Origin of the sequence: Sphingomonas sp. Leaf208 (assembly GCF_001421415.1) — a bacterium.
In the GTDB taxonomy this organism is placed as follows: domain Bacteria; phylum Pseudomonadota; class Alphaproteobacteria; order Sphingomonadales; family Sphingomonadaceae; genus Sphingomonas.
In genome coordinates this window covers 258,400-284,282 of sequence record NZ_LMKH01000034.1, presented here as the reverse complement: position 1 = coordinate 284,282, position 25,883 = coordinate 258,400, and the positions used below count along the sequence as shown (strand labels likewise).

Sequence of the window (25,883 nt, the reverse complement as noted above, 5' to 3'; positions counted from 1 at the left end):
CCTGTAATTAACGTCGACCACCGAACAGGGCGCGCGTGGCGCCACCGATCGTCGTCTGGTCGAACTTCAGCCGCATCGTGACGTACGGCCCCTGCCGCGTGTAGCGGTCGTCCTCGAAATCGCGGTCGCGGTAGCCGGACACGTTGTAGCCGGCGCTGATCCACGTGTTCTGCGCGGGCGAGACGCCGACCGACGGTCCGCCGCTCCACGACCACGCACCACGCTCCCACGCATGCTGGACCGAACCGCTGACGCCGATGTCGAACCGCGTGCCGACATCCTGGCGCAGCTCGAACCCGGTCACGTCGATATACCCGTCATAGGTATCGTCGGCGAAGCGTCCGGCGACGTATTTCGCGCCGTAATACAGCGTCGCCTCAGTACCGTGGCCAAGCCCTTCGGGGCCGGTGCGATAGTTGACCGCGAGGTTGTTGATGATCCGCGACGTCACCTGATCGCCGCCGCCATACGCCGGCACGCCGAGCGAATTGGTGTCGGTGAACCCGGCATCCGCGCTCTCGTGCCGCAGTTCGAGCCGTTCGAGCACCGACCAGCGGCTGTCGAGCGGCCGCAGCGCGAGCGCGACGTCGGCGGTGGCATAGGTCGCGACCGCGCCGGTCTTGTCCTTGATCGTGTACGCCTTGATGCTCGACGCGAGCGTCTTGCCCTGCCCCAGCGTGCGCAGGAAGTTGGTCGTGATCCCCCAGCGATCGCCACTGTCGGCGTTGCGGTATTCCAGGCGCCCGTTCACCGACCAGCGGGCCTGGCGGTATGTCGCCCCCAGCGTCACCGCGGCATAATCGCCATTGGTTTGGTCCTGCCCTACATAGCCACCCGAGGTGACCGGCTGGAACGCGTTGACGACCGCGCCGTCCGGAATTTGCCCCTTCAGCGTGTTGCTCGCGTCGAGCGTGCCATCGACGGTCCAGTTCTTGCCAAGCGGCACCGACTGGCTGAGCCCGTATTGCGCATAGGTGCGCGCGCCGTTCTCGCCAATCGCCTGCTGGTTGAGTGTGCTCATCAGCTTGGCACCGGTCCAGGGGGCGACGTCGACGCCGAACTGCTTGGTATGCGCGACATAGCCGTCGCCGTTCGCGATCTCGTACCCGCCGATCAGGCGAATGCCGGGCTTGATGCGGTAGGCGAGCTGGATCTGGTGGCGGATAGGGAAGTCGACGCTGTCGCTGTCGCCACCGGGCGCGAACTGCGTCTGGCCGGTGAGCGTCACCGCATTGCCGAACAGCGCTTGCGTGCCGCCGACCGTCAGCAGACGACTGTCGCGGTTCTTGCCGTCCATGCCGCGGTCCGACGCGAACTGGCCGCCGACGAAGATCGTGCCGGTGTCGCGGCGATATTCCAGGCGCGCCTCGCCGGCTGCGCGCGTACCGGGGTTGGTCAACTGCTGCTGGTACCAGGCGACCCCGGTCACGCTCAGCCGGTCGGTCAACCGCAGCCGGCCGTCGAGCCCGAACTTGCGCGTCCCCGCCTCGACGAGGTTCTGCTGGCCGACGCCGAACGCGGTATCCTGCTGGCGCGCATAGGCGAGCAGGTCGAGCTTGGTGCCGTGGTGATCGACCTCGGCCAGATAGGCGAGGCCCTGGCCCAGCCCGCCGCGACCGCCCTTGGCGATCTCGCCGCGCAGTTCGGTATTGGCGGTGACGTGCGCCTTGATATCGGCGCCGAGCACGGTGGCCTTGCCGACGGTCTCGTCGCGGATCACCGCAGCGCCCACTTCGACGCGGCCGTTCGCGAGCTTGGTCGCCACGCGCGCGGCAGCCGCCAGTTTCGCGGACCTGCCGCCCTCGACCTCATAGTCGGCGACGATGAAGGTGGGGTTCAGGTTGCCGTCCCGGCTCAGGATCGGCTGGCGGAAACGGACCGTGCCCATCGACGTGTCTATGTCGTAGTCTATGTGGCGGGTGAGTTCGGTGCTGGCGACGATCAGCTCGGAGCGGAAGCGATCGCGCGTTTCGAGCCGCAATTTATCGCTGTTCGGGACGATGTTACGTCCCGACAGGCGGTAGGGACCGCTGAGGCCGTTGCCCTGGATTTCGTCGCGCGAATACAGCGTGTCAGTATGCGCCGCGAACCCGGTCGCGCGGACCCGCTTGCCTTCGTACGCGGTCTTGATGCCGTTGAGCGTGCGGTTGTAGCGCGTCAGCTGCGTATCGGTGAACCCGGTCTCGAAATCGCCGAACAGCGCGTAGAACTCACGACGCTCGAGCCGCAGGTACAGCTTCCGGCGGGTTGCAGCGTCATAACCCTGGCGCGAGCCGTCGCCATAGACGGTGTAATAGCGGTCGGGGTCGATCGTGCCGAGCAGCCCGCGGTCGGGATCGTATTTGCGGTCGCTGTCATAGGCGATCGTCGCCAGCCACGAGCCCTTGACGCGGCCCTTGGCATAGAAAGCGAGCTGGCCGTCGGTGACCACGCTGTTGCGCTGCGATTTGGGCAGGCCCGACTGGCGCTTGCTGAGTATGTCGTAGCCGAGCGAGCCTGCGCCGAACCCGACGACGACCCAATCCTTCTGCGATGCAGCCAGCCAGGCGCGGACTTCGCTGCTGTGGACGATCTTGTCCTCGGTCAGCGAGACGATCGCGTGCACCGCACCCGCCTGCGTGGTTGGCTGGAGCGCGATGAAGGCGAGGCCGTCGTCGCCGACCACCTGCGCGGTAGTGGACGACCGCTCGCGACCGGCAAGCTGGCGGCCCTGTTCGAGTTCGGCCTCGACCGCCGCGGTATAGGGCTGGTCGACGGTGAAGGGGATCAGCGTGCCGGCGCGCACGGGACGACCGGTCTTGTCGGTCACGCGCACCGCGATCAGCGGGCGCGTCAGGCCATCGGCGACGAGCCGGCTGCTGGCGGCATCGAACACCGCGCGAACGCCGGGTCCGGAGTAATGCACCACGCGGTCGAGCGTCTTCACGACGCTGCCATCGGCGGCGAGCACGCGTGCCTGGAGGCGATTGTCGCCGTCGATCAACGGGATACCCGTCCAGCGCGAAACGGCGATGTCGGTGCCGTCGCGCTGATCGGTGCCGTCGAACGCGAGCGGCTCGACCTGCTTGCCGTTGATCGTCAGCGCGACCCGCTGGCCGGGCGCGTGCTTGACGACCGCGCGAACGATCGGCGCGCGCGGGTTGTGGTCGGCCTGGGGGAACAGCCAGTCGATGCCGGCCGTCTGCTCGCCTGCCAACCAGTCGCGGCTGCCCGCGGCGACGGCGGCATCGGCGACCGTGACGGGGAGCCCGGCGTCGGCGGCTGCGGCCTTACCTGTCGGCTTCAACTGGAAGTCGACGCGCTTGAGCAGGCCGCCGTCTCCCTCGACGAAGCGCGAGATCGGGCTGTTGGCCTGGCGCGTGTCGATGTCGCAGGCGACCGGCGCGTGCGTCGCGGGGATGCTCGACGTGTCGATCTGGACGACGTGACGCCCGGCGCGGACGCCCTCGAAATGGTACAGCCCGTCGCGATCGGTGGAGACGAACGTTCCGTCCTCCATCAGCAGGCGGATTCCGGGCACGCCCTTGCGCTTGTCGACCGGATCGCCGCAATTCCCCTCGGTCACGCGGCCGATGATCGTCATCGCGTCGGTGAACAGTAGCGGGCGCAGGCGAACGGAGGCCGCGGCCTCGTTGCTGGTGACGGTGCCCTGGCCGACAACGCGGGCGCGGTTGAGCGCTTCGCCGGTGGGTGCGCCGGGGGCGATGCTGACGACGTACTTGAGTTCGGTAGACGCACCCGCCGCGAGCACGGGTATGACGAAGTCGAGGCTGCGGCCGTCGGTCGACACGGTCGGCTCGTCACCGCCGCGCGCGGAATTGCGTTCGTAGCGCAGTCCCTTGGGCAGCGTGTCTGCAACGTGGAGCCCGCGCGCCGGGACCGAATCTCGGTTGGTGATGCGGAGCAGATACTGGACGAAATCGCCGGGCGCCGCCTCACGCACGGAAGCGACCTTGGTCAGCAACAGCGTGCCGGCGCCGGGTGCGTCGAGCGGGATGTCCGCCGAAAATGGCTCCGGCGTCGACAGCGTGAACGTATCGCCGAAGCTGGCGTCCTTGAGGATGAATAGCGCGCCCTTGGGGTCCTTCAGCGCCGCCAGCGTTGCGCGATCGACGGTCGACGGCGCGACATAGGTGCCCGGCGGCGTGACCTTCAGCGCATAGCGTCCGGGTGCCGTCAGCGGAAAGCGATAGCGGCCGGTCTCGCCGGGATACACACGCCCGCTGCCATCGGTGACGCTCTCGCCCGTCACCATCGTAGAAGGGTAGCTGCTGACGCCGTCGTCGCCGAACACGATCGCCGGCTGGCCTGCCTCGTCGACGAGCGACACGGTGGCGCCGTCGACCAGCGCACCAGTCCGCGAATCGAACGTATAGCCGGCCGGATCGATCAGGATCGACGTGGTCGATGCGAAGCTGAAATCGTCCTCGGCGAAGCTGAGTGTGATCTTCGCGCCGCGCGTGCGCACTTCGCAGGGTTCGAGATCGGCGTATCGGCCGGTTGCGGTCGACGGAACGCCGCCGGCGAAGATGCCGCTGTCGGGCGTGGTTTCGGTCAGCGTCAGCGTGACGTTGCTCTGGCCGATATTGGCGGTGATGATCGACGTTTCGCGGACGGCGGGGTCATGATTGCCGGCCTGGTTGTCGAGCACCAGGATCATGTCCTCCTTGACGTCGAGCGCGGCGACCTTCGGCGCCGCCGCGAAGGTGGCTCCATCGATTGGTGCCGGGGTGAAGAGATACGTGGGGGCGGTCTGACATTTCGCTCCAGTGAAAGCGTAGTTCGCGGGCGCCAGCCGGAACGAGAGCGTCGTCGGACGCTTGCCACGGTTTACGTCGAGCGAGACCGTGTTGGACGGAACGGTGCGTAAGCCGGAATCGCTGCCCGCGTCGTCGAGCGACAGCGTCGCGGTATTCTGGATACGACTCGTTTGGACACCGGTCTGCGCGGCCGCCGGCAGGGTGCCGACGATCAGCCCGAGCAGGAGCACCAGGAGCAGCGCGCAAAGGCGCGAAAGGCGAAGGAAGCTGGACATGAAGGGTCCTCTCCCGACGCGCGTCTCCACGCGCCGGGATCGGTCGTTCCTTTGTGCGAGGGCGTGGAGCTTAGTTGATCGTCACGCGGAAGCTGGCCGCGACCGAGGTGGCGCCGAGCAGTACCGGAATCGTTGCCGTTATCCGCTTGGCGGTTGCATCATACGAACCGGTGTACGTCGTACCAGTGATCAGCCCGCCCGCATCGTTCGCAATGAAGCTGCCGGGCAGCGTACAGATCGGGTTTATTCCGGGGAGGCCGATGGTCAGCGTCCCTGGCTGATATGTCGTGTTGGCCGGCACGATATCGGTCAGGTTGACGTTGGCGGCGGCGGTGCCCACCGTCGCATTGGTGACGACCAGGCAATATTGCACGACCGCGCCCGGGATCGCCTTCGGTGCGACGAGCAGGTTGATCGGATCGGAAATCACCACCTGCGACTTGGCGACGCTCAATGCGACGTTGCGCGTACCGATCTCGTAGGCAGCCGACGCACGACCCTGGCCGTTCAGCGCGGTATCAAGGCCGAGACCATCCGAGTCATTGTCCGCGAAGACGACGTCTACGACCGCATCGTCGTTCAAGCCGACGGTGGGAACCAGGGGTGCACCCTGTGCGGCGGGATCGCCACCCGCGGCGACCTGCACGATCAGCGTGACGGCGGCGAGTGCGGCGGCCTGGTCGTTGGGCACGTCGCCGACGATGAAGACGATCGCCGACTGATCGGCGCCGAGTTCGTTGATGTAGGTCGCTTTATCGACCCCGTCGTCGTAGGTTCCGTTGCCGTTCGAATCGACGAAGACCCTGAGGTTGGTCAGGTCGAAATTGTCGCCGGCGAACAGGTTTTGGATCGGCAACTGGTTTGCCGACAACAAGAAATCCTGCGTGCCGTTGGTGTTGTTGGTCACCTTGAACGTCGTGACCACATTGGCCTTGCCGATCGCGACCTGCGTGTTGGCCTGCTGGTTGGCGATGACGGTCAGGTTGACCTTGCGATCGACCACGAAGCTCACCGCGTTCGACGTCGCCGACTGGGTGACGCCGTTGACCGAATAGCTTGCCGTTGCCGTGTTGGTGACGGTCGTTCCGGCACCGGTGCCGGCCGGTCCCGGTACGGTCTGCGCACTGGCAGTACCGGCGGACACGATGGCGGCCGTACCGGCCAGCAGCGTGCGTATTACCCCTTTTGCGTGCATTGTCAGGTCTTCCTTCTGTGATGGTTTTGGTCGGGTGTGGAGAGAGAGATCGGCCGGATCATTTGAGGACGGCCTGGAACGCGAACTGGCCCTGCGAACCCGCCGCTAACGGACTTGCGAGGCGCCACCGGACGCTGGTGACATCGTTGGGGCTCGCCGCGCGCGTGCTGCCGTCGGGGCTGCGGACGCGGAGGGTGGCGAGCGAACCGTAAGTCTTGCCGTCGACCGAGACGTCGGGCGCGGGCGAACCGGGATTGGCCGATCGATAGGCGATCTGGCGCGGCAACGGGTTGTCGAGCACCACGTTCGCCAGCGGCTGTGCGCCACTGTTGCGATAGGCGAGGACGAAGATCACCTTGTCGCCCGGCGTCACCCGCGACGGCTTGACCAGCGTGACCCGCGTGGTGCCGTCGGGCGCGGCACTGCGCGCCTCGACCATGATGCTGCTGGTTACCTGCAAGGGTCCTGCGGCGGCGGACGCAACGGCGGCCGTCGACGCCAGGATGGCGGCAATCATCGGACGTGAGATCATGGCTATGCTCCTCATTGGATCTTGGCTTTGAACTGGACGGTGTGGGCGGACGCCGCGGCGATCTGGCCGAGCGCGACGGTGATCCCCGGCCCCTGCGAGCCGCCTGCATCGAAGCGGCCGGCATCGCCGTCGGCGCCGTCGCTGAGCGGTGCGCCGTCAAGCGTCAGGCTGCCCGGAACGAAGACGGTCCCTAAAGGAATCGGATCGGCGATCCGCGCACCGCTGACGGCATCGGTAAAGCGCGCCTCCAGCGTATAGGTGATGACCGCGTCGCGTACCGCGTTCTGCGACCCGTCGGCGGCGCGCACCGACTGGCTCTTGAGCAGTATCGGGCCGGTGGGGCCCGTGCCGATCGGAACCGAGACGGTGGCGAGTGCGCCGGTCGGTCCGACGACCGCATCGCCCCCGCCGTCACCCGCGCCGGGGTAGGAATTGCCGCTCGTCCCGGATCCCGTGGTCGAGCGCGCAGTAACCGTCAGCACTGCGTTCGTGGTGCCGCCGTCCGGCGTTGCTACCAGGATCGCGAGCAGCTTGATCGACTGGCCGGGCGACAAGAGCGGCGTCTTGCCATCGACCGGCGCGACGTCCTTGACAGGATCGTAGAGGCCATCGCCGTCGGTATCGATCACCAGCGCGCGCAACGTCGCCATGCCGGGCGACACGGATGCGGCCAGCACAAACGATTCGGCGCCATTGTCGAGATTGGTCAGCGTGAGGGGAATGGCGACCGGCTGCGCAGACACAACGATCGCGCCCTGCCCGTCGCGGACCAGCGCCACGTCCAGTCGCTCGGCGACAATGATCGTGACGGTGTTCGAGTTTGTCGACTGCGCCGTACCATCGGCATCGTATCGCAGGCCGGCGGTATTGACGATCGGCGTACCCGCTGGCGTGCCGATCGGCGTCGCTATCGTTGGCGTCTGGGCAAGCAACGGCTGCGGCAATCCCGCGCTCAGTATGCAGGACAGCAGGCAAGGTGCCGCAGCGCGTCGAAACCGCCCGCTCTTTCCTCCATGCTGTGACATCAGACGAATCAATTTTCTTCCCTTCGATCGGGAACAAATTGTCCGAAGCCACTTAATCAAATACTACGAAATCATAATGGGATCATAAAGCCAAACTATGATAGTTAATGTGACAACATCCGTTTTCAGATAAACGTTTGTTAAATCACACAGCAAAACGGCATCTTTCGTCATTGCCGTTCTATTGTTGATAAATACAGAACCGTAGTGGCTTTATTTACGCAGATACCGTCCAGACGCAAAAAGACCGGCCAGACGACGTCCCTTGAGAAGACGCGTCATGGCCGGCCGTGACAGGCGTAGTGATCGAGCTAGTCGCGAAGAAGCGCGCGCAGATAAGCCTTCATCTGCTGGTCTCCGGTATAGCTCAGCGATATCTCGACGCGGCGCCGATCGGTCGGGTCGGTGACGCGGTCGATCAGTTTCAGTTTGTGGAGATGTTCGATCCAGCGCTGCGATGTGGTGACAGGCGCGTCGGACATGCTGACCAGCGCCTTGATGTTCATCGGCATACGATCGTCGCGCGATGCGAACAGTGCGAGAAGCATATCCCAGGCCGGTTCATGGAACAGTTCGCCGGGCAGGAACTGCCGCCGCAATCGCCGTTGTTCGAGCACCGCATTCGCATGCTCGACGAGCGCGGCATCATTCGGTTCGTTCCCAGCCGGCACCGGTTCCGCGGCCTTGGCGACCCGTCCGTTGAATTCTTCGGCGACGGCCGACAATTTTGCAGTCAGATCCTTGATCAATTCCACGACGGTTTCGTTTTTCACCAAAGGCTCCCCATTGCCATCGACCCGTTACCATCGACCCCCGATCGGAACCGCCATGCCCGCAGCCTGTCGCTGCTATCGCACGTCAATCCTCGACCATCCCAGATAAGGGCTGAGATACCCCGACCTTCGAACTAAACGCTAAAACTTCAGCGCCGTCCTGCCGATTTGTTAAATGCGGAAACGCACGTCAACAAATAGAACTATATCTAGGTATGATATTCAAACTTATTTTATATTAATCAAATCGTTATGGGTCTTATAAGCTCGCCAGCCGTTCATTTTGGGTTTGGATGAGAACCACGAACCGGTATATTTATAGCAACGCGCAAGTTGGGGTTGAGGATGCTTTACGGCCAACATATCGCTTCAGACGCGAAACCGATTTGCGACGAACAGATATAGCGTGCGTCCCATAGTCCGATCGAACGTGCCATGCGTTGGGCGTCGATCGCAGGAAAGGGTATCGTGTCCGCTTATCTCAATGCCGTAGGGTCCGCCGTTCCCGGTCACGATATCCACGCGGCGTTCATTGCCTGGGCGCGAACGCGGGTCGATGCGCGTGCCGAACGCGTCTTCGACCGGATGGCGTCGCGGTCGGGGATCGGCCATCGCTGGTCGGTATTGCCGCCGACCGCGGGGGGTGGCTCGCCGGTCGACGACGCCGGCTTCTACGCCGCCGAGCCGCATCCGGGGACGGCCGAGAGGATGGTGCTGTATGCCGAGCATGCGCCCGACCTCGCGATCCGCGCGATCGAGGCGTTGCGCGCGAAGGTCGCGGTCGAGGGCATCACGCATCTGGTCGTGGCGAGCTGTACCGGGTTCGTCGCGCCGGGGATCGACCAGATCATCGCGCGCCGGCTTGGCCTATCGTCGAGCGTCGAGCGGCTGCTGATCGGTTTCATGGGCTGTTACGCCGCGATCGTCGCGTTGCGGAGTGCGCGGCATATCGTTCGCTCCGAGCCCGACGCGCGCGTGCTGGTCGTCACCGTGGAGCTGTCCACGCTGCACCTGCAACCGGCCAACGACATCGAGGCATTGCTAGCGATGCTGCAGTTCGGCGATGGGGCTGCGGCGGCGCTGGTAACGGCGGATGCGACCGGGTTCGCGCTTGAAGCGCCGTTCGCCGCGTCGCTGCCGGATAGCGAGACGCTGATCCGCTGGGACGTCACGGATGCGGGCTTTGCGATGCATTTGTCGGGCGAAGTGCCGGGACGGATCGCCGCCGCGCTGTCCGACGAGGATTTCCGTGCGATCGTGAGTGCGGGTCGGCCGCCCGAATCGATCGATGGCTGGGCGGTCCATGCCGGCGGGCGATCGATCCTTGATGCGGTCGAGCATGCGATGCATCTGAACCCCGAGGCGTTGGCGGCGTCGCGGCAGGTGCTGGCGGACAACGGCAACATGTCGTCGGCGACGCTGATGTTCGTGCTTGAGCGATTGCTCGCAGGCCCGCCGGTCGCGCACGGCGTGGCGCTCGCGTTCGGGCCGGGGCTGGCGGCGGAGGGCTTCGGGTTCCGGAGCGCGGCATGAGCCTCGCGGTCCGCAGCCAGGCCGAAGAGCTGATGGACGCCGACGACCTCGACGCGGCGACCTATGCCGACGTCGTCGGCGATCTCGCGACGGTCAACACGGTGACGATGGCGCGTCGCCCGACGCTCGACTTTCTCGCGAGGGCGACCGCGGGGCGAAAAAGCTTCCGGTTGCTCGACGTCGGGTTCGGCGATGGCGACATGCTGCGGCGGATCGCGCGTTGGGCGAAGGCAAAGGGTCTCGACGTGGAGCTGGTCGGGGTCGATCTCAACCCTCGCAGCGAACAGGCGGCACGGGCGCATGGCGGGGCGATCCGCTATGTCACGGGCGACTATGCCGACCTTGCCCATGAGCCGTGGGACGTGATCGTCAGCAGCCTCGTCGCGCATCACATGAGCCACGACCAGCTGATCGCATTCCTCCGCTTTATGGAAGGACATGCAAGCGCGGGGTGGTTCGTCAACGACCTCCACCGGCACGGGTTTGCGCACTGGGGTTTCCCCGTGCTTGCAACGATCGCACGCTGGCACCCGATCGTCCGGCACGACGGGACGCTGTCGATCGCGCGCAGCTATCGCCCCGACGAATGGCCGCCGCTGCTCGCCGAGGCCGGCATCACCGAGGCGAAGGTCCGCCGCGTCTTCCCGTTCCGGTTATGCGTCGAACGCCTGCGCTGATCGTCGGCGGCGGGCTCGCCGGTGCCGCGACCGCGATCGGGTTGGCGCGTGCCGGCCTACCGCATTTGCTCGTCGAGCGATCGCGCGAAACCGGTGATGCGATCTGCGGCGGATTCCTGAGCTGGCGGACGCTGGAGACGCTGGCCGGGCTCGGGATCGATCCCGACATGCTCAACCCCGATCGCGTGACGCGTGCCCGCATCTTTGCGGGCAATCGCCGCGCGGAGGCCGCCCTGCCCCATCCGGCGGTCTCGGTTACGCGTCATCGTCTCGATACGGTAATGCTGGACGAAGCCGAACGGCTGGGTACGCCGGTCGAACGTGGCGTCACCGTGCGGGAGATCGATGGGACGAGCGCACGGCTCGCGGACGGTGCGACGATCGCGACCGACGCGCTCTTCCTCGCGAGCGGCAAGCACGACGTTCGCGGGATGGCGCGCCCCGAGGACGCGCGCGGTGCCGACCCGACGCTGGGTATCCGCGTTCGGATCGCCCCCTCGCCTGCACTTAGCAAATCGCTCGCCGGCGGCATCGAGCTTCATCTGTTCGATCGCGGCTATGCCGGCCTGGCGATGCAGGAGGACGGCACCGCGAACCTGTGCATGGCGGTTCATCGCTCACGGCTTCAGGCGGCAGGTTCCCCCGCGCAATTGCTCGAAGCCCTCGGTCAAGAGATGCCCGCGCTCGGCGAATGGGTCGCGCTGATCGACCCGAGCGCCTCGATCGATGCGATCGCCAACGTCCCCTATGGCTGGCGTCAACGCACCGGCGCCGACGCACTCTTCCGACTCGGCGACCAGGCTGGCGTGATCCCGTCGCTCGCCGGCGAAGGCATGGGCATCGCGCTGGCCAGCGGAGTCGCGGCCGCACGCGCCTACGAAAAAGGCGGCCCCGCTGCCGCAGCGTCATGGCAGGAGGATTTCGCTAGCCGCCTGGCTCGCCCGATCGGCATCGCCGGCATCGTCCGCCACATCGCCGAGAGCGAGCGCGCCGCGTGGCTGCTTCCTTTCCTGCGCCCCGCACTGATCCAGGTCATCGCCAGTGCAACCAGATTGGGGCAGTCTTGAAAACCGTCCCGCCAGTACGACCCGCCAGCACGAGATGCATGTCCATGGACCAGCTCAATCTTTCCGAGGCCGAATGGCGCAAGCGGCTAACCGCCGAACAATATCATGTGCTGCGCGAGGGCGGCACCGAGCGCGCCTTTGCGGGCGTGCTGAACGACAACAAGGCCGACGGGATCTACCGGTGTGCCGCGTGCAGCAACGAGCTGTTCGACAGCGCGGACAAATATGATTCCGGGTCGGGCTGGCCGAGCTTCACGCAGCCGATCGGCCCCGACGCGGTCACCGATCACGCCGATCGCAGCCACGGCATGACCCGCATCGAGACGCGGTGCGCGCGCTGCGACAGCCATATGGGCCACGTCTTCCCGGACGGCCCGCCGCCGACCGGGCAGCGCTATTGCATGAATTCGCTCTCGCTCGAATTCCGGCCGCGCAAAGCGAACGTCGCGGCCTGATGTCGCTTGTAGGGCGGGGGCTTAGCGCGTAATTCTGTGGGTTACATGGCCCGTACGCGTTCTGCTTCCCCGTCCCGTCGGCCCCCAACTCCGCCGGCGTCACGCTGGCGGCGACGGCTGGTCGTCTTCCTGCAGCTCTGCGTCGGGATCGGCGTGCTCGCGCTCGGTGCGCTGGCGATCGCGGTCTATATCGCGATGTCGCAATTGCCGAGTTTCGACAGCCTGAAGTCGTCGCCCAACGGCCAGATGATCCGAGTCCATGCCGCCGACGGCACCGTGATCGTGTCGATGGGGCCGAGCTTCGGCGAGTGGCTGCCATACGGACAGATCCCCAAGGCGATGCGCGACGCGACCGTCTCGGTCGAGGATCGCCGCTTCCGCTCGCATATCGGCGTCGACCCGGTCGGCATCGCGCGCTCCGTGAAGGTGCGGTTCGATCGCGGCCACTGGACGCAAGGCGGCTCGACGATCACGCAGCAGCTGGCGCGTACCGTCTTCCTCAACAACCAGAAGAAATTCGGGCGTAAATTCCGCGAGGGCATCCTGGCGTTCGCGCTCGAATGGAAGTTTTCGAAGGACCAGATCCTCGAACTCTATCTGAACAAGGTCTATTATGGTGGCGGCGCCTACGGGATTGATGCCGCGAGCCGGAAGTTCTTTGGCCACGGCGCGGATCATCTGAGCCTTGCCGAGGCCGCGGTCATCGCCGGCCTGGTCAAGGCGCCGTCCAATTACTCGCCGACCGCCGATGCCGAGGCGGCGATGGGCCGTGCCGGTGTCGTGCTGGAGACGATGCAGGAAACCGGCGCGATCACCGCGTCGGAGGCTTCCGATGCGGACGTATCCGGGCTGAAACTCGCGCCCGAGCCCAAGCAGAACAGCGTCCGGTATTTCACCGACTGGGCGCTGCCGCAGCTCGATACGCTGATCGACGAGACGACCGAACCGCTCGAAGTCTGGACGACGCTCGACTTGACGATGCAGCGCCAGGCGGACGATGCGATCCGCGCCAACGCACCTCCCGGAGCGCAGGGTGCGCTGGTTGCGCTCGATCGTGGCGGCGAAGTGCGCGCGATGGTCGGCGGCAAGGATTACGTCTCGTCGATCTACAACCGCGCGACGCAGGCGGTCCGCCAGCCGGGCTCGTCGTTCAAGCTATTCGTATACCTCGCCGCGCTTGAGGCAGGCCACAAGCCGGAGGACTCGATCGTCGACGAACCCGTCACGATCAACGGCTGGAGCCCACGCAACGATTCGCGGCGCAACTCCGGCGCGGTGTCGTTGCGGACCGCGTTCGCCTATTCGCTGAACACCGTCGCCGCCAAGCTGGGCCAGGAGGTCGGCTTCAACACGGTCGCCGACATGGCGCGGCGGTTCGGCATCACGACGCCGGTCAACGTCCATCCGTCGATGGTGCTGGGCACGTCGGAGGTTCGCGTGATCGACATGACGCGCGCGTTCGCTTCGGTCGCCAGCAAGGGCGTCGCGGTGACGCCGTACGGGATCACGCGCGTCACGGCGAACGGCCAGACGATCTACACGCATGAGGTCGACCGCAGCCATGTGCTCGTCGCGCCCTATGTTGCCGCCGAAATGACCGACCTGTTGCAGACCGCGGTCAACACCGGCACCGGGCGTGCGGCGCAGATCGGTCGGCCGGTCGCGGGCAAGACCGGCACCACCACTGCATCGAAGGACGGCTGGTTCCTCGGCTTCTCCAGCGGGATCACGACCGGCGTGTGGATGGGCCGCGACGATGCCAAGCCGATCGCCGGCCTGCACGGCGGCACCGCGCCGGCCAAGGCCTGGGCCGCGTTCATGAAGCCTGCGACCGCCAACCGACCGATCGAGCAGTTCGATACGAAGGTCACCTTGCCCGAGTGGCAGCTCGAACCCGACGAGGAGAGCTATTTCGGGCAGCCCGACAACGGCCAGATGGCGGTCGATGCGGACGGCAATCCGATCGAGCAGGGCCAGCCGCCGGTGCCGACCGATGCGCAGACCGGCGACACGATCCCGCGACCCGATGCGGATCAGCCCGAGGTGGCACCTGCTCCGCCCCAACAGCAGATGAACCAGGATTGGATCGACCGTGTTATCGGGCGTGAACGGCGTGAGCCGTCACCGGCGGGGCGGCAACCGCTCCAACGCGATGTGCCGCGCGATCAGGTGCAGACGCAGCGCTTCCAGAGCGATCAGGAAGAGCGTCCGAACCAGTGAAGGCCCGCGCCGTGCGTGCGTAGCCAGACGCGCGCGGGTGTCGGATCTTCGCCGTAAAGTTGCTCGACCAGCGCGTGGAAGACCGGCGCGTGGTTCATGTGGACACGGTGCGCGACTTCGTGCGCGACGGTGGCGCGGCGCACCCAGCTTGGCGCGAGGATCAGCCGCCAGCTGTAGCGGATGATGCCGCTCGACGCGCAGCTGCCCCAGCGGCCCTTGGCATCGCCGACCGCGACCTGCGCGACGGTCACCTTGGCCTTGGCGGCGTATTCGGCGGTTTCGGTTTCCAGCACGGCGATTGCGGTGCGCTTGAGCCAAGCCTCGACGCGACGCGCGATCGTTTCTGAAGGGCCTGACAGCGACAGGACCGAGCCCTCGCGAACCACGGCTCGGCGACTTCCGGGGGTCCACTCGATCGTCAGCGGCTCGTCGGCGACGGTGAGGACCGCACCGGGCACGAACGGGCGCGGCTGGGGGAGCAGCGCGCGCTGTTCGGCGATCCAGCCGGCCTTGTCCTCCGCCCAGGCCAGCGCCTGCTTCAACGCCGCACGCTTGGGGAGGACCAGCCTTGCGCGGCCGCTCGCGGGATCGATCGACAGACGCGCGCGGCGGGCGCGCGGGTGACGGACGATCTCCAGGCCCTCGATCATCGGGCTATCACCGGGTCAGAGCTCGCGGTCGATCACGTGATATTCGAGCTCGCCGGCCTCGTCCTCGCTGATCGTCCAGCCGCGCACCGATTGCTTGGCGCGGTGGACGGCTTCGCGGTCGCCGCAGACGAGGTAATGCCATTCGGGCAATTGCTCGCCGGCCGCGCGCAGGCGGTACGCGCAGGTCGACGGCAGCCAGTCGATCCCGCGGACGTTGCCGGTCGTCAACCGCACGCATTCGGGGACATAGGCGTGGCGGTGGCGGTAATCGGAGCATTGCCCGCTGCGCCGGTCGAGCAGGCGGCACGAGACGTTGGTCGCGACGAGCTCGCCGGTATCCTCGTCCTCGAGCTTGTGGATGCAGCATTTGCCGCAGCCATCGCACAACGCTTCCCACTGGCCGCGGTCGAGCTGGTCGATCGGCGTATCTTCCCAGAAGCGCGCGCTCACCGGGCCCAGCGCTTGATTTCCGTCACCACTGCGTCGGGACCTTGTTCCTGCGGCAGCAAAGCGAGGGGCTTGCCGTCCGGGTCCATCAGATAGGCTTGGCGCGAGTGGTTTACGAGGTAGCCGCCACCCGGCGACGCATCGCCCTTGCTCGAATAGACCGCATATTCGGTCTTGATCTGCGCGATCTGCGCGTCGGTGCCGGTGAGGCCGACCATGCGCGGGTGAAAGGCAGAGACGAACTGCTTGAGCACCGCGGGGGTGTCCCGCGCCGGGTCGACGGTCACGAACACCGGCACGATCTTCGCGGCGAGCGCAGGGTCGCTCGCTTCGAGCTTTTTCACCGCGGCGCCGATCGCCTGGACATCCGTCGGACACACATCGGGACAGAAGGTGTAGCCGAAATACATGATCCGGTATTTGCCTGCGAACGCCTGTTCGGTGACGGTCTTCCCGTTCTGGTCGGTCAGCGTGAAGGCGCCGCCGATCCGCGCGCCTTCGAGCGGCGGTTTGGCGGGCGGTGCAGAGGCGGTGCACGCGGATAAGGCGAGTGCCGGTATGAGAAGGAAACGGAGGGTCATGGTCCCGCCAGCCTTGATCTGTTCGCTACTGCGGCGCAAGCGTCACCGATATCCAGGACGAACCAAGGAAGTCTCTCGATGCGTATCCGCCTGATGCTCGCCGCTACCCTCCTGACGCCTGCGCTCGCCTGCGTCGCGGCGCCCGCGTTCGCGCAAGGCCAGTCGGAGGGGTACAAGTTCCTGTCCGCGGTGCGCGATGCGAAGAACAACGATGTGCTGGAGATGCTCGGCAAGCCCGGCAGCAACATCATCAACACGCGCGACGTGACCAGCGGCGAAGGCGCGCTCCACATCGTCATCAAGCGCAGCGACGAGGTGTATCTGCGCTTCCTGCTGCAAAAGGGTGCGGACGCGAATTTGCGCGACGGCAAGGGCAACACGCCGCTGCTGCTCGCCGTGACGCTGGGGCAGACGAACATGATCCCGATCCTGACCGCAGCGGGGGCGAACCCGAACCTGGCCAATTCGGCGGGCGAGACGCCGCTGATTCGCGCGGTACAGCGCCGCGACGTGGGCATGATCCGGGTGCTGCTGGCCGAGAACGCCGATCCCGACCAGGCGGATATCATGGCGGGCATGTCCGCGCGCGCCTATGCCAAGCAGGATGGACGCAACCCGATCGTGAGCAAGCTGCTGGAAGATGCGCCGAAGAAGGTGCGCAAGGCGGTTTCGGGCCCGAAGTTCTAAGCTGGAGTTACGGTCGCCAACGCCGCCAGGACCACGACAAGCTCCCCTCCCTGGAAGGGAGGGGCTGGGGGTGGGTAGGCCAGCGTGTGACCCGACGGTTGCATGATACGGAAACCGACCCACCCCCGACCCCTCCCTTCCAGGGAGGGGGGAAGTTCACGACGTTCCTTTAGAATGCCAACCCGTCGGCGTCCGGGTCCATCTGCGCGATCAGCCGCCGTGCCGCGCGCCGGGCGAACGCGAGCGTACACCGTTTCCGCACATGCGCGGGCAGCGGCACGGTATGCGCCTCCCGCACGATCGCCGCGTCGTAGCGGTCCGCCACGATGATCCCGGTACGCTCCGGCAGGAACACAGGCCCGTTCAGGGGCCCGACGTCGAACCCGGCCGGGACCGCCCAGAAATACCGGTCGCAATGCCCGAGATAATCCGGCCACTTCCCGTCGCCTAGCAGATCGGCGCGAGACACCTTGATCTCGACGATCACGATCTGGCCACGCGCGTCCACCGCCATCAGGTCGGCACGGCGGCCGCCATCTAGGGGCACTTCGGTCATCGCGGTGAGATCGTGGCGCAGCAACATCCGGATCACGCCGCGCGCCACGTCGGCCGCACATAAGGGTGATCCAGGTTCGTCGATGCAGGAGTCCGGCGGCATGTCGAGCATGCGCCGGAAATAGAACAATCCGCGAACGAGGCAAGCCCATTCGCGGATCGCCTGGCGGTCAGCCCGCCTCGCCCTTCAACGGCCGGGCGAGCAGGTCGCCGATGACGTCGCTCACCGGCGCGCCCTCCAGCAGGCGGCAGACGGCTTCGGTGATCGGCATGTCGACGCGCGCGTCACGGGCGGCTTCGCGGAGGACAGGCGCGGTAAAGGCGCCTTCCGCGACGGTCCGGCGATCTGCCAGTAATGTCGCCGCCGAATCGCCACGCCCCAGGCCGACACCCAACGAGAAGTTGCGCGAGCTGGTCGAGGAGCAGGTGAGCACAAGATCACCCAGCCCCGAAAGCCCCGCCAGCGTGTCGGCGCGCGCACCGCGTGCCAGCCCGAACCGCGTCATCTCGGCGAACCCGCGCGCGATCAAGGCGGCGCGCGCGTTCTGGCCGAGACCTGCCCCCTCGACCACGCCGCAACCGATCGCGAGGACGTTCTTCACCGCGCCGCCGATCTCCGCACCCGCGACGTCGGTCGAGGCGTACGTCCGGAAATGGCGGGCCGCGAGGCGTATCGCGAGCCGTTCGCCAAGCGCCGCATCCTCGCAGGCGAGCGTCACCGCGGTCGGCAACCCGGCGGCGACTTCGTGCGCGAAGGTCGGCCCCGAAAGCACCGCGATCGGCGCATCGGGATGTACCGCGCGCGCGACCTCACCGACGAGCCGCTTGCTACCCGCCTCGATCCCCTTCGCGCAGAGCACGAGCGGAATGCGGCCGATCGGGGCGGCGGCGAGCACGCTGCCGACGTGCTGGGCCGGCGCGACGACGAGGATCGCATCCATGTCGGCCAGCGCGGCGAGGTCGTCTGTCGCGCGGATCGTCGGCGACAGCGCGACGCCGCCGAGGAACAGCGTGTTCTCATGGGCAGTGTTGATCGACTCGACCACCGCGCCCTCGCGCGCCCAAAGGATCACCTCGCGACCACCATAGGCTGCGACTTGCGCCAAGGCGGTGCCCCACGCGCCGCCGCCGATGACGCCGATCTTCATGCCTTGACCCCCGCGCCACGTACCGCTTCGGCATTCGGATCGAGCGGCCAGCGCGGACGCGCGGCGACATCGAGCGGATCGGTGAGGCCCGCGGCGAACCTCTCGGCCCCCGCCCAGCCGATCATCGCGGCGTTGTCGGTGCACAGCCACAGAGGCGGCGCGACGAAACGGAGCCCGTGCGCGCTGGCAAGACCCTGCAACGCGGTACGGACCGCTGTGTTGGCCGCGACTCCGCCCGCGACGACGAGCGCGGTGGCACCATGCGATGTCCGCAAAGCCTTGGTCGTGCGGTCGATCAGGCAGTCCACCACCGCCGCCTGGAACGAGGCGGCGATATCCTCGGGCGAATACTGGCCGACGACACGCGCGACCGCGCTCTTCAAGCCGGCGAACGAGAAATGCGGTTCGGCCGAGCCTTTGAGCGGGCGCGGCAATGGGACGGCCTTGGGATCTCCCAACGCCGCGGTCCGTTCGACGGCAGGGCCACCGGGAAAGCCCAAGCCCAAGAGCTTGGCGGTCTTGTCGAATGCCTCGCCCGCCGCATCGTCGATCGTCGTGGCGAGACGTCGATACGCACCGACGCCCTCAACCAGCAGCAACTGGCAATGCCCGCCCGACACAAGCAACAGCAGGTATGGGAACTCGAGGTCCGGGTCCGACAGGCGCGGCGAAAGCGCGTGACCCTCGAGATGATTGACCGCGATCAACGGCTTGCCCGCGGCGTGCGCGAGCGCCTTGCCGGTGACCAGCCCGACCATCACCCCGCCGATCAGCCCCGGCCCCGCGGTCGCGGCGATCCCATCGACATCCGCCAGCGTCAGCTTCGCGTCGGCCAGCGCCGCGACGATCAGCGGCTCCAGCGCCTCGACATGCGCGCGCGCAGCGATTTCGGGGACGACGCCGCCGAACGGAGCGTGCGCCGCTTCCTGCCCGAGCAGCCGATGCGCGAGGACCTGCCGGTCGCCGGTGACGAGCGCGGCGGCGGTTTCGTCGCAGGAGGATTCGATGCCGAGAATGATCATCGCATGTCTGTATAGGCCCGCGTGAAGCTTGTCGAAGGGGGCCCCTTTCTGCATGGCACGCAGGATGACAGTTTTTCGGCTCGGTACGCGCGGTTCGCCGCTGGCGCTCACCCAGGCAGGCCTGGTCCGCGATGCCCTGTGCGCGGCACATGGCTGGTCAGCGGACAAGGTCGAGACGGTCGTGATCCGCACGACGGGCGACCGCGTGCAGGATCGCGCACTCGCCGAGATCGGCGGCAAGGCGCTGTGGACCAGGGAACTCGACCGCGCGCTGCACGACGGTGACATCGACTGCGCGGTGCATTCGATGAAGGACGTCGAAACGATCCGGCCGCGCACGCTGAGGATCGCCGCGATGCTGCCGCGGGCCGACGTGCGCGATCGGCTGATCGGCGCGGAGACCTTCGCCGACCTGCGCCCGGGCGCCGTCGTCGGCACGAGTTCGCCGCGACGCCGCGCGCAGATGCTGCGGCTGCGGCCCGACCTGGAGATCGTGCTGATCCGCGGCAACGTCGACACGCGGCTCGGCCGGGTGGCGAGCGGCGAGATGGACGCCACGCTGCTCGCCGCCGCGGGGCTCGATCGCCTCGGGCGCGACGACGGCCATGCGATCCCAACCGACATCATGCTGCCCGCGCCGGCGCAGGGCGCGGTCGGGATCGAGGTCCTCGACGGTAGCGCCGCGCACGCGATCGTCGCCGCGATCGACCATGCCGACACCAGCCTGTGCGTGCTGACCGAGCGCGCGTTGCTGGCCCGGCTCGGGGCGGATTGCCATTCACCGGTCGCGGCACTCGCGTCGCTGGCAGGCGAGACGCTGACGTTGCGCGCCGAGCTGATCGCCGAGGACGGGACGTGCGACGTCGCCGGATCGATCGAGGGCGGCGCGGGCGAAGACTTGGGCACGATGCTGGCGGTAGACTTGCTTACGCGTGCGCCGGCGAGCGTCCGCCGGTTGTTCGCGGCATGACGTCCGCGCATGCCGTCGTCGTCGTGCGGCCGGAGCCCGGCAATGCACGGACTGCGGCAGCGCTCCGGACGCTCGGGCTCGACGTACGGCAGGTTCCGCTGTTCGCCGTAACGCCGGTCGACTGGAGCGTACCGGATCCGGCGGGGTTCGACGGACTGTTGCTGACCAGCGCGAACGCAGTGCGGCATGGCGGTGCAGGACTGGACGCGTTGAAGCGCCTGCCGGTGGTCGCGGTCGGCGCGGCGACCGCGGCGGCGGCAACCGACGCGGGTTTTGCGGTCGCGGTGACCGGGTCGGGCGATGCCCGCGATGCCGTTTACGAAGCGCGCGATCGCGGTTTCGCGCGCCTGCTGCATTTGGCCGGGCGCGATCGTGCCCCGACCGGCGACGGGATCGAGGCGGTCACGGTCTACGCGAGCGATGATGTGCCGATCGACGCGACGGTGGCGCATTCGTTCGCCGATACCGTCGTGCTGCTGCACTCCGAACGCGCCGCGACCCGGTTGAAGGAGATGCTCGATACGGCGGGCATCGACCGATCCGGAATCGAGATCGCCGCAATCAGCGCTGCCGTCGCCGAAGCGGCCGGAACCGGCTGGGCGACCGTCTCGATCGCCCCGCAACCAAGCGATCCGGCCCTCGTCGCTCTGGCTGCTGCGCGTGCGAACATACGCGCGATTGACCATCCGGTGCGTGGCGGGGATAAGCACGCCATGAGCGACTACGTGCCGACCGATCGCCCACGGGCACGCGGACCCAGAATGGGCGTTATCGTCGCCCTGACCGCGCTCGCGTTTATCGCCGGGCTCGGGCTGATGGCTTATGCCGCGAGGAAGCTGCCCTGGTTCGGCGCCACGGCGTCGACCACCGCTGGCGCACCCGTCGCAGGCCAGAAAGCCGGCGCGAGCAGTTCCGGGTATATCCCGTCGCAACCGCTCGGCCCGGATGGCCAGCCCCAGGCGGCCGCGCCGGTCGACACCGCCGTGCTGGCAACGCGCGAGGCGACGCTGGCGGGCCAGTTGACCGCGCTCGAGGCGCGCACCGCGGCGATCACTACGGACGCCGCCGCCGCCGGCGCGCAGGCGACGCGCGCGGAAGGCCTGCTGGTCGCCTTTGCCGCGCGCCGTGCGCTCGATCGCGGAGTCGGGCTTGGCTATCTGGAGGAGCAATTGCGCCTGCGGTTCGGTCAGGCCCAGCCCCGTGCGACCATGCTGCTGATCCAGTCTGCGCGCCAGCCGGTGACGCTCGAGGACCTGCGCCAGGGCCTCGATGCGATAGCGCCGGACATCACGAGTTCGACCGGTGAGAATTGGCTCGACACGATCCAGCATCAGATCGACTCACTGATAGTGCTGCGCAAGGCGGGAACGCCGTCGCCGATGCCCGCCGACCGCCTCGCGCGCGCGCGGCGACTGCTCGGCGCCGGCCAGGTCGAGGCGGCCCGCGCCGAAGTCGCCCGCCTCCCCGGCGCGGCGCAGGCCGGCAACTGGATCGACGCGGCGCGGCGCTATGTTGTCGCCCGCCAAGCGCTCGATCTAATCGAGAACACAGCGCTGATCGGCCAGGCGGGACAGCCGCAGCCGGCGCCGGTCGTCATGCCAACGCCACAAACGGCAACCGAAACGGACACCGCCCCGGACCCGTCGGGAATCTGAGCTGAACTTGTCTCGCTGGTGAACAGCGATCTACGGCCAATGGCTTTGCATTCGCCTGTCCGAGATTCAACGGCGAGACCGTTCGATCTCTTTCCCATTACAGGATAGCTGCGTACGGGCGGATCGTCCCGGGAACATCCACGGGGTCACGCACTAAAGTCGGCGGTGTGCTTTGATCTACGACAGTCCGGAACGGACTTTGCGTGATCCGGCCTTATCTTCTTCAACGCACCCCGTGGGGCAGCCGTTCTGTAGAGGAAGTCGACGCTCCATAGCGCCGCCCCCTGTCTTTCCTACCACAGCACGCCACGGACAGGCTGCAACGGCTCTGGAGCCTCGTCGCCGATCGCCTGAAGCAGGTCGATCTCGATCGTCCGGCACATTGCATTCAACGGGACATCGTGAATTGTATCCGCGAACGGATCGACCAGATCGTCGCCGATCTGGAGCACGGCGAGGAACATCAACCCGGCAATCGTCGAGCCGATCGGCGTCGCGAACCCAAGCGTCTCGACCAGCCCGATCGGCAGCAGGATGCAGAACAGCCGCGTGAAGATGCTGGGGAAGAACCGATACTGGTTTGGCAGCGGCGTGTTCTTGATACGCTCCATGCCACCCTGCGCGTTGGCGATATCGACGAGGATCGCCTCGAACTGCGTCTGCTGGATGGTGTCGATCCAGCCATTGCGGCGTGCGATATCGATTCGGCGGCCAGTACCGTCGAGCAGGCCGTTGGCGATATTGGTGCGATCGAGCGCGAACGACGCCTCTTCCTTCGACAGGAAGCGCAGCACCTCGGGCGGTGCTGGCTGCTTCCGCAACTGGCAGCGCAATGCGTTCACGTAGGCGATCTGGCGGAGAACGATCGTCCGCTTCATATCGTGGCCTTCGGGCTCGGGCAGCATGTTGCGCGCCATTCGCGCCAAATTGCGCGAGGCATTGATCATCAGGCCCCATAGCCCGCGGCTTTCCCACCAGCGCTGATACGCGGAGTTGTCGCGGAAGCCGAGGAACAGCGCCAGCGCGGTACCGAACAGCGTCAGTGGCAGGGCCGGCGCATGAAACGGCAGGACGTAATAGGTGATCGTGACGACGACGTCCCAGACGAAAAGACCCAGCAGCGGGCGCCAGACCTCGCTCAAGATTTGACTGAGGCGTGGTGTTGCGGTGACGATCAAACGAAAGCTCCCTTGTTTACTGGGCGTTTAATGCGCGAAGAGACGTTTCGCTGCAATGCAGCGACGATCAGCCGCCCCGCTTAGCCGCCCACGAGCGACTGATCGCGCAGACCGCGCCAGATCTTTACCGCCTGCACCGTCTCGGCGACGTCGTGGACGCGCAGGATCTGGACGCCGGCCTCGGCGCCCTTGAGTGCCAACGCGAGCGAACCGGCGAGGCGCTGGTCGACCGGCGCTTCGTTCGACAATGCTCCGATCAGGCGCTTGCGGCTAGCGCCGAGCATGATCGGGCAGCCGAGCCCGTGGAAGATCGCCAGGCCGTTGAGTAGCGCGAGGTTCTCGGCGAGCGTCTTGCCGAAGCCGATGCCGGGGTCGACCATGATCCGCGTGGCGTCGACGCCACCCGCGACAACGGCGGCGATGCGGGTTTCGAGCCAGTCGAACACGTCGGTCAGGACGTTGGTGTAGCCACCGTTGCCGTGACCGCCTTTCCTGGGATCGGGCGAGTGCATCAGGACGACCGGGCAGCCACTTTTCGCGACAACATCCAGCGCGCGATCGTCCCACAGGAGCGCAGCCACGTCGTTGACGATATGCGCGCCGGCGGCGAGCGTCGCCTCCATGACGGCGGCCTTGCGCGTGTCGACCGAGACGATCGCGCCGGCGAGCGCGAGCCGTTCGACGACGGGGACGAGGCGCGCGATCTCGTCGCCTTCCCATACCGCGGGAGCGCCGGGACGGGTTGACTCTCCGCCGACGTCGATCAGCGTCGCGCCGGCGGCGGCCATGTCGATGCCGGCTGCTGCTGCGGCGGCGGGGTCGTCGACATGCTTGCCGCCGTCGGAGAAGCTGTCGGGGGTGACGTTGAGGATGCCGGCGACGATCGGCTGGTCGAAGCGGAGCGTGCGTTCGCCGAGTCGGAGGGGCGCGCGTGGGGCGGTGATGGCGGCGTGGAGGTGCGCGGCGCGCTCGCCCAGCGTTGCGACGTCGGCGACGGGGATCGTCCGGCGGGTGCGGCCTTCGATCACTTCGTAGGCGGCGAACCATTGCAGGCCCCCCGCCAGGTGCGCGACGCTGTTGTCTGCGTAGCCGATCGGGGTGTCGACGAACTGGACGGGGCGGAGGTGGATGGTCGGTCTCCTGCTCCCCTCCCTGAAAGGGAGGGGTCGGGGGGTGGGTCGGCCGGTTGGTTTACGTATCGCCCGCCAAGCAGCCAACCCACCCCCAGCCCCTCCCTTTCAGGGAGGGGGGCAAGAAGGTCAGACAGTAGTCGCCAGCAGGTACGTCTGGCGGAGGTCGTCGATCGGTTTCAGGCCCTTGTCGCTCTCGTAATGCCAGAAGCTCCAGCCGTTGCAGGCGGGGGCGTTCTGGAGGGTCGAACCGAGCTTGTGGATCGAGCCGATCGTGCCGCAGTCGCTGAGCAGCGAACCGTCGGCGCGGATCGTCGCGCGCCACCGCCGCTTCGAGTCGGTCAGCACCGCGCCGGGGGCGAGATACGCGTTCTCGACCAGCACGCCGAACGCGACCTTGGGCTGCGTGCGCGGGCTCATCATCGTGGCGAGTGCCGATTCGTCGAGCGGCAGCGCGGCCTCGATCCGCTCCTGCGCGGCTTCGATGTAGTCGCCTTCACGGTCGATGCCGATCCAGCTGCGGCCGAGGCGCTTGGCCACCGCGCCGGTCGTGCCGGTGCCGAAGAACGGATCGAGTACCACGTCGCCGGGCTTCGTGCACGCCAGCAGGATGCGGTAGAGCAGTGCTTCGGGCTTCTGCGTCGGGTGGACCTTGGTGCCGTTCTTCTTCAGCCGCTCGGCGCCGCCGCAGGTCGGGAATTCCCAGTCGCTGCGCATCTGGAGCTCGTCGTTGAGCGTCTTCATCGCGCGGTAGTTGAAGTGGTATTTCGCCTTCTCGCCCTTCGACGCCCAGATCAGCGTCTCGTGCGCGTTGGTGAAGCGGGTGCCGCGGAAGTTGGGCATCGGGTTGGTCTTGCGCCAGACGATGTCGTTGAGGATCCAGTAGCCGAGATCCTGCACCGCGGCACCAACGCGGAAGATGTTGTGATAGCTGCCGATGACCCAGAGCGCGCCGTCGTCCTTGAGGATGCGGCGTGCTTCCTTGAGCCAGGCACGGGTGAAGCGGTCGTATGCGGCGAAGGTGTCGAACTTGTCCCAGTCGTCGGTGACCGCGTCGACATGGCTGCCGTCGGGGCGATAGAGTTCGCCACCGAGCTGGAGGTTGTAGGGCGGGTCGGCGAAGATCATGTCGATGGAATTCGACGGGAGCGCCTTCATGTGCTCGATGCAGTCGCCACGTAAAATCTGGTCGAGTGGAAGAACGGCTTGAACCGCCGGCTCCACTGCCTTCTTCGCACGCGGCCGTGCGATCGTGTCGATCAAACCCATGTTTTCCGCCCCTTATCGACGCCCATAGCGGCGGAATTGTCCGACTCCGTCAAGCAAACATTCGTTAACGGCGTTTCGG

Annotated in this window: 22 protein-coding genes; 8 read left to right on the top strand and 14 right to left on the bottom strand. The window is 66.8% G+C overall.

Annotation, left to right across the window (positions count from 1 at the left end; genetic code table 11):
• Positions 1-7 precede the first annotated feature (7 nt).
• The 5 genes from ASE69_RS14060 to ASE69_RS14040 form a co-directional block, all read right to left on the bottom strand.
• The gene (locus ASE69_RS14060; RefSeq protein ID WP_082453127.1) at positions 8-5,035 is read right to left on the bottom strand and encodes a DUF11 domain-containing protein; all 5,028 of its coding nucleotides are present in this window, start codon (positions 5,033-5,035) and stop codon (positions 8-10) included.
• 70 nt (positions 5,036-5,105) lie between these two features.
• A complete protein-coding gene (locus ASE69_RS14055; RefSeq protein WP_056487778.1) occupies positions 5,106-6,230 on the bottom strand; it encodes a DUF11 domain-containing protein in 1,125 nt (374 codons plus the stop codon).
• 58 nt (positions 6,231-6,288) lie between these two features.
• Entirely contained in the window at positions 6,289-6,762 is a 474-nt protein-coding gene (locus ASE69_RS14050) for a DUF11 domain-containing protein (protein WP_056487776.1), read from the bottom strand.
• A gap of 11 nt (positions 6,763-6,773) precedes the next feature.
• Positions 6,774-7,787, bottom strand: coding sequence for a hypothetical protein (locus ASE69_RS14045; protein WP_156362340.1), 1,014 nt, complete (start codon positions 7,785-7,787; stop codon positions 6,774-6,776).
• 311 nt (positions 7,788-8,098) lie between these two features.
• The gene (locus ASE69_RS14040) at positions 8,099-8,560 is read right to left on the bottom strand and encodes a hypothetical protein (RefSeq protein ID WP_056488335.1); all 462 of its coding nucleotides are present in this window, start codon (positions 8,558-8,560) and stop codon (positions 8,099-8,101) included.
• A 468-nt stretch (positions 8,561-9,028) separates the two neighbouring features.
• Between ASE69_RS14040 and ASE69_RS14035 the strand changes: the two genes are divergently transcribed.
• The 5 genes from ASE69_RS14035 to ASE69_RS14015 are packed head-to-tail and all read left to right on the top strand — an operon-like array spanning position 9,029 to position 14,512.
• Positions 9,029-10,093: a type III polyketide synthase gene (locus ASE69_RS14035; protein ID WP_235518782.1), complete on the top strand. Its 1,065-nt coding sequence runs from the start codon at positions 9,029-9,031 to the stop codon at positions 10,091-10,093.
• Entirely contained in the window at positions 10,090-10,770 is a 681-nt protein-coding gene (locus ASE69_RS14030; protein ID WP_056487768.1) for a methyltransferase domain-containing protein, read from the top strand. The genes ASE69_RS14035 and ASE69_RS14030 overlap by 4 nt, the downstream gene beginning before the upstream one ends.
• Complete coding sequence (locus ASE69_RS14025; RefSeq protein WP_056487765.1) at positions 10,749-11,837, top strand: NAD(P)/FAD-dependent oxidoreductase; 1,089 nt, start codon at positions 10,749-10,751, stop codon at positions 11,835-11,837. Before ASE69_RS14030 ends, ASE69_RS14025 begins: the two co-directional genes overlap by 22 nt.
• 44 nt (positions 11,838-11,881) lie before the next feature.
• Complete coding sequence (msrB, locus tag ASE69_RS14020; protein ID WP_056487762.1) at positions 11,882-12,292, top strand: peptide-methionine (R)-S-oxide reductase MsrB; 411 nt, start codon at positions 11,882-11,884, stop codon at positions 12,290-12,292.
• A gap of 45 nt (positions 12,293-12,337) precedes the next feature.
• Entirely contained in the window at positions 12,338-14,512 is a 2,175-nt protein-coding gene (locus ASE69_RS14015) for a transglycosylase domain-containing protein (RefSeq protein ID WP_056487758.1), read from the top strand.
• Here ASE69_RS14015 and ASE69_RS14010 read toward each other — a convergent pair.
• Genes ASE69_RS14010 through ASE69_RS14000 form a run of 3 tightly spaced genes read right to left on the bottom strand, consistent with a single transcriptional unit; the run spans position 14,488 to position 16,190 of the window.
• On the bottom strand, positions 14,488-15,162 hold the full coding sequence (locus tag ASE69_RS14010; RefSeq protein ID WP_056487755.1) for a M48 family metallopeptidase: 675 nt from the start codon (positions 15,160-15,162) through the stop codon (positions 14,488-14,490). The two genes, ASE69_RS14015 and ASE69_RS14010, sit on opposite strands and share 25 nt — an antisense overlap.
• A gap of 15 nt (positions 15,163-15,177) precedes the next feature.
• A complete protein-coding gene (locus tag ASE69_RS14005; RefSeq protein ID WP_133020171.1) occupies positions 15,178-15,612 on the bottom strand; it encodes a YcgN family cysteine cluster protein in 435 nt (144 codons plus the stop codon).
• Entirely contained in the window at positions 15,609-16,190 is a 582-nt protein-coding gene (locus ASE69_RS14000; protein WP_056488332.1) for an SCO family protein, read from the bottom strand. The genes ASE69_RS14005 and ASE69_RS14000 overlap by 4 nt, the downstream gene beginning before the upstream one ends.
• 78 nt (positions 16,191-16,268) lie before the next feature.
• On the opposite strand from ASE69_RS14000, the gene ASE69_RS13995 reads away from it, so the two are divergent.
• Positions 16,269-16,877 (top strand): ankyrin repeat domain-containing protein, encoded by a 609-nt coding sequence (locus ASE69_RS13995; protein WP_056487752.1) that lies wholly within the window; start codon positions 16,269-16,271, stop codon positions 16,875-16,877.
• A gap of 169 nt (positions 16,878-17,046) precedes the next feature.
• On the opposite strand, the gene ASE69_RS13990 is transcribed toward ASE69_RS13995, so the two are convergent.
• Genes ASE69_RS13990 through tsaD form a run of 3 tightly spaced genes read right to left on the bottom strand, consistent with a single transcriptional unit; the run spans position 17,047 to position 19,602 of the window.
• Positions 17,047-17,544 carry an MmcB family DNA repair protein gene (locus tag ASE69_RS13990; RefSeq protein ID WP_056488329.1) on the bottom strand — a complete coding sequence of 166 codons (498 nt, stop codon included), beginning with the start codon at positions 17,542-17,544 and terminating at the stop codon, positions 17,047-17,049.
• Positions 17,545-17,602: 58 nt separating this feature from the next.
• On the bottom strand, positions 17,603-18,580 hold the full coding sequence (locus tag ASE69_RS13985) for an NAD(P)H-dependent glycerol-3-phosphate dehydrogenase (protein WP_056487749.1): 978 nt from the start codon (positions 18,578-18,580) through the stop codon (positions 17,603-17,605).
• Positions 18,577-19,602 (bottom strand): tRNA (adenosine(37)-N6)-threonylcarbamoyltransferase complex transferase subunit TsaD, encoded by a 1,026-nt coding sequence (tsaD, locus tag ASE69_RS13980; protein WP_056487746.1) that lies wholly within the window; start codon positions 19,600-19,602, stop codon positions 18,577-18,579. Before tsaD ends, ASE69_RS13985 begins: the two co-directional genes overlap by 4 nt.
• 64 nt (positions 19,603-19,666) lie before the next feature.
• Between tsaD and hemC the strand changes: the two genes are divergently transcribed.
• Positions 19,667-20,572, top strand: coding sequence for a hydroxymethylbilane synthase (gene hemC, locus ASE69_RS13975; RefSeq protein WP_156362339.1), 906 nt, complete (start codon positions 19,667-19,669; stop codon positions 20,570-20,572).
• Positions 20,569-22,227 carry a uroporphyrinogen-III synthase gene (locus ASE69_RS23020; protein WP_235518781.1) on the top strand — a complete coding sequence of 553 codons (1,659 nt, stop codon included), beginning with the start codon at positions 20,569-20,571 and terminating at the stop codon, positions 22,225-22,227. The genes hemC and ASE69_RS23020 overlap by 4 nt, the downstream gene beginning before the upstream one ends.
• Before the next feature lie 293 nt (positions 22,228-22,520).
• Here ASE69_RS23020 and ASE69_RS13965 read toward each other — a convergent pair whose 3' ends face one another.
• From ASE69_RS13965 to ASE69_RS13955, 3 genes are all read right to left on the bottom strand, one after another.
• Positions 22,521-23,405, bottom strand: coding sequence for a bestrophin family protein (locus tag ASE69_RS13965; RefSeq protein WP_056064245.1), 885 nt, complete (start codon positions 23,403-23,405; stop codon positions 22,521-22,523).
• Between the two features lie 80 nt (positions 23,406-23,485).
• Positions 23,486-24,535 (bottom strand): dihydropteroate synthase, encoded by a 1,050-nt coding sequence (folP, locus tag ASE69_RS13960; RefSeq protein WP_056488326.1) that lies wholly within the window; start codon positions 24,533-24,535, stop codon positions 23,486-23,488.
• 129 nt (positions 24,536-24,664) lie between these two features.
• Positions 24,665-25,804 (bottom strand): site-specific DNA-methyltransferase, encoded by a 1,140-nt coding sequence (locus ASE69_RS13955; RefSeq protein WP_056487740.1) that lies wholly within the window; start codon positions 25,802-25,804, stop codon positions 24,665-24,667.
• Between the last annotated feature and the right edge of the window lie 79 nt (positions 25,805-25,883).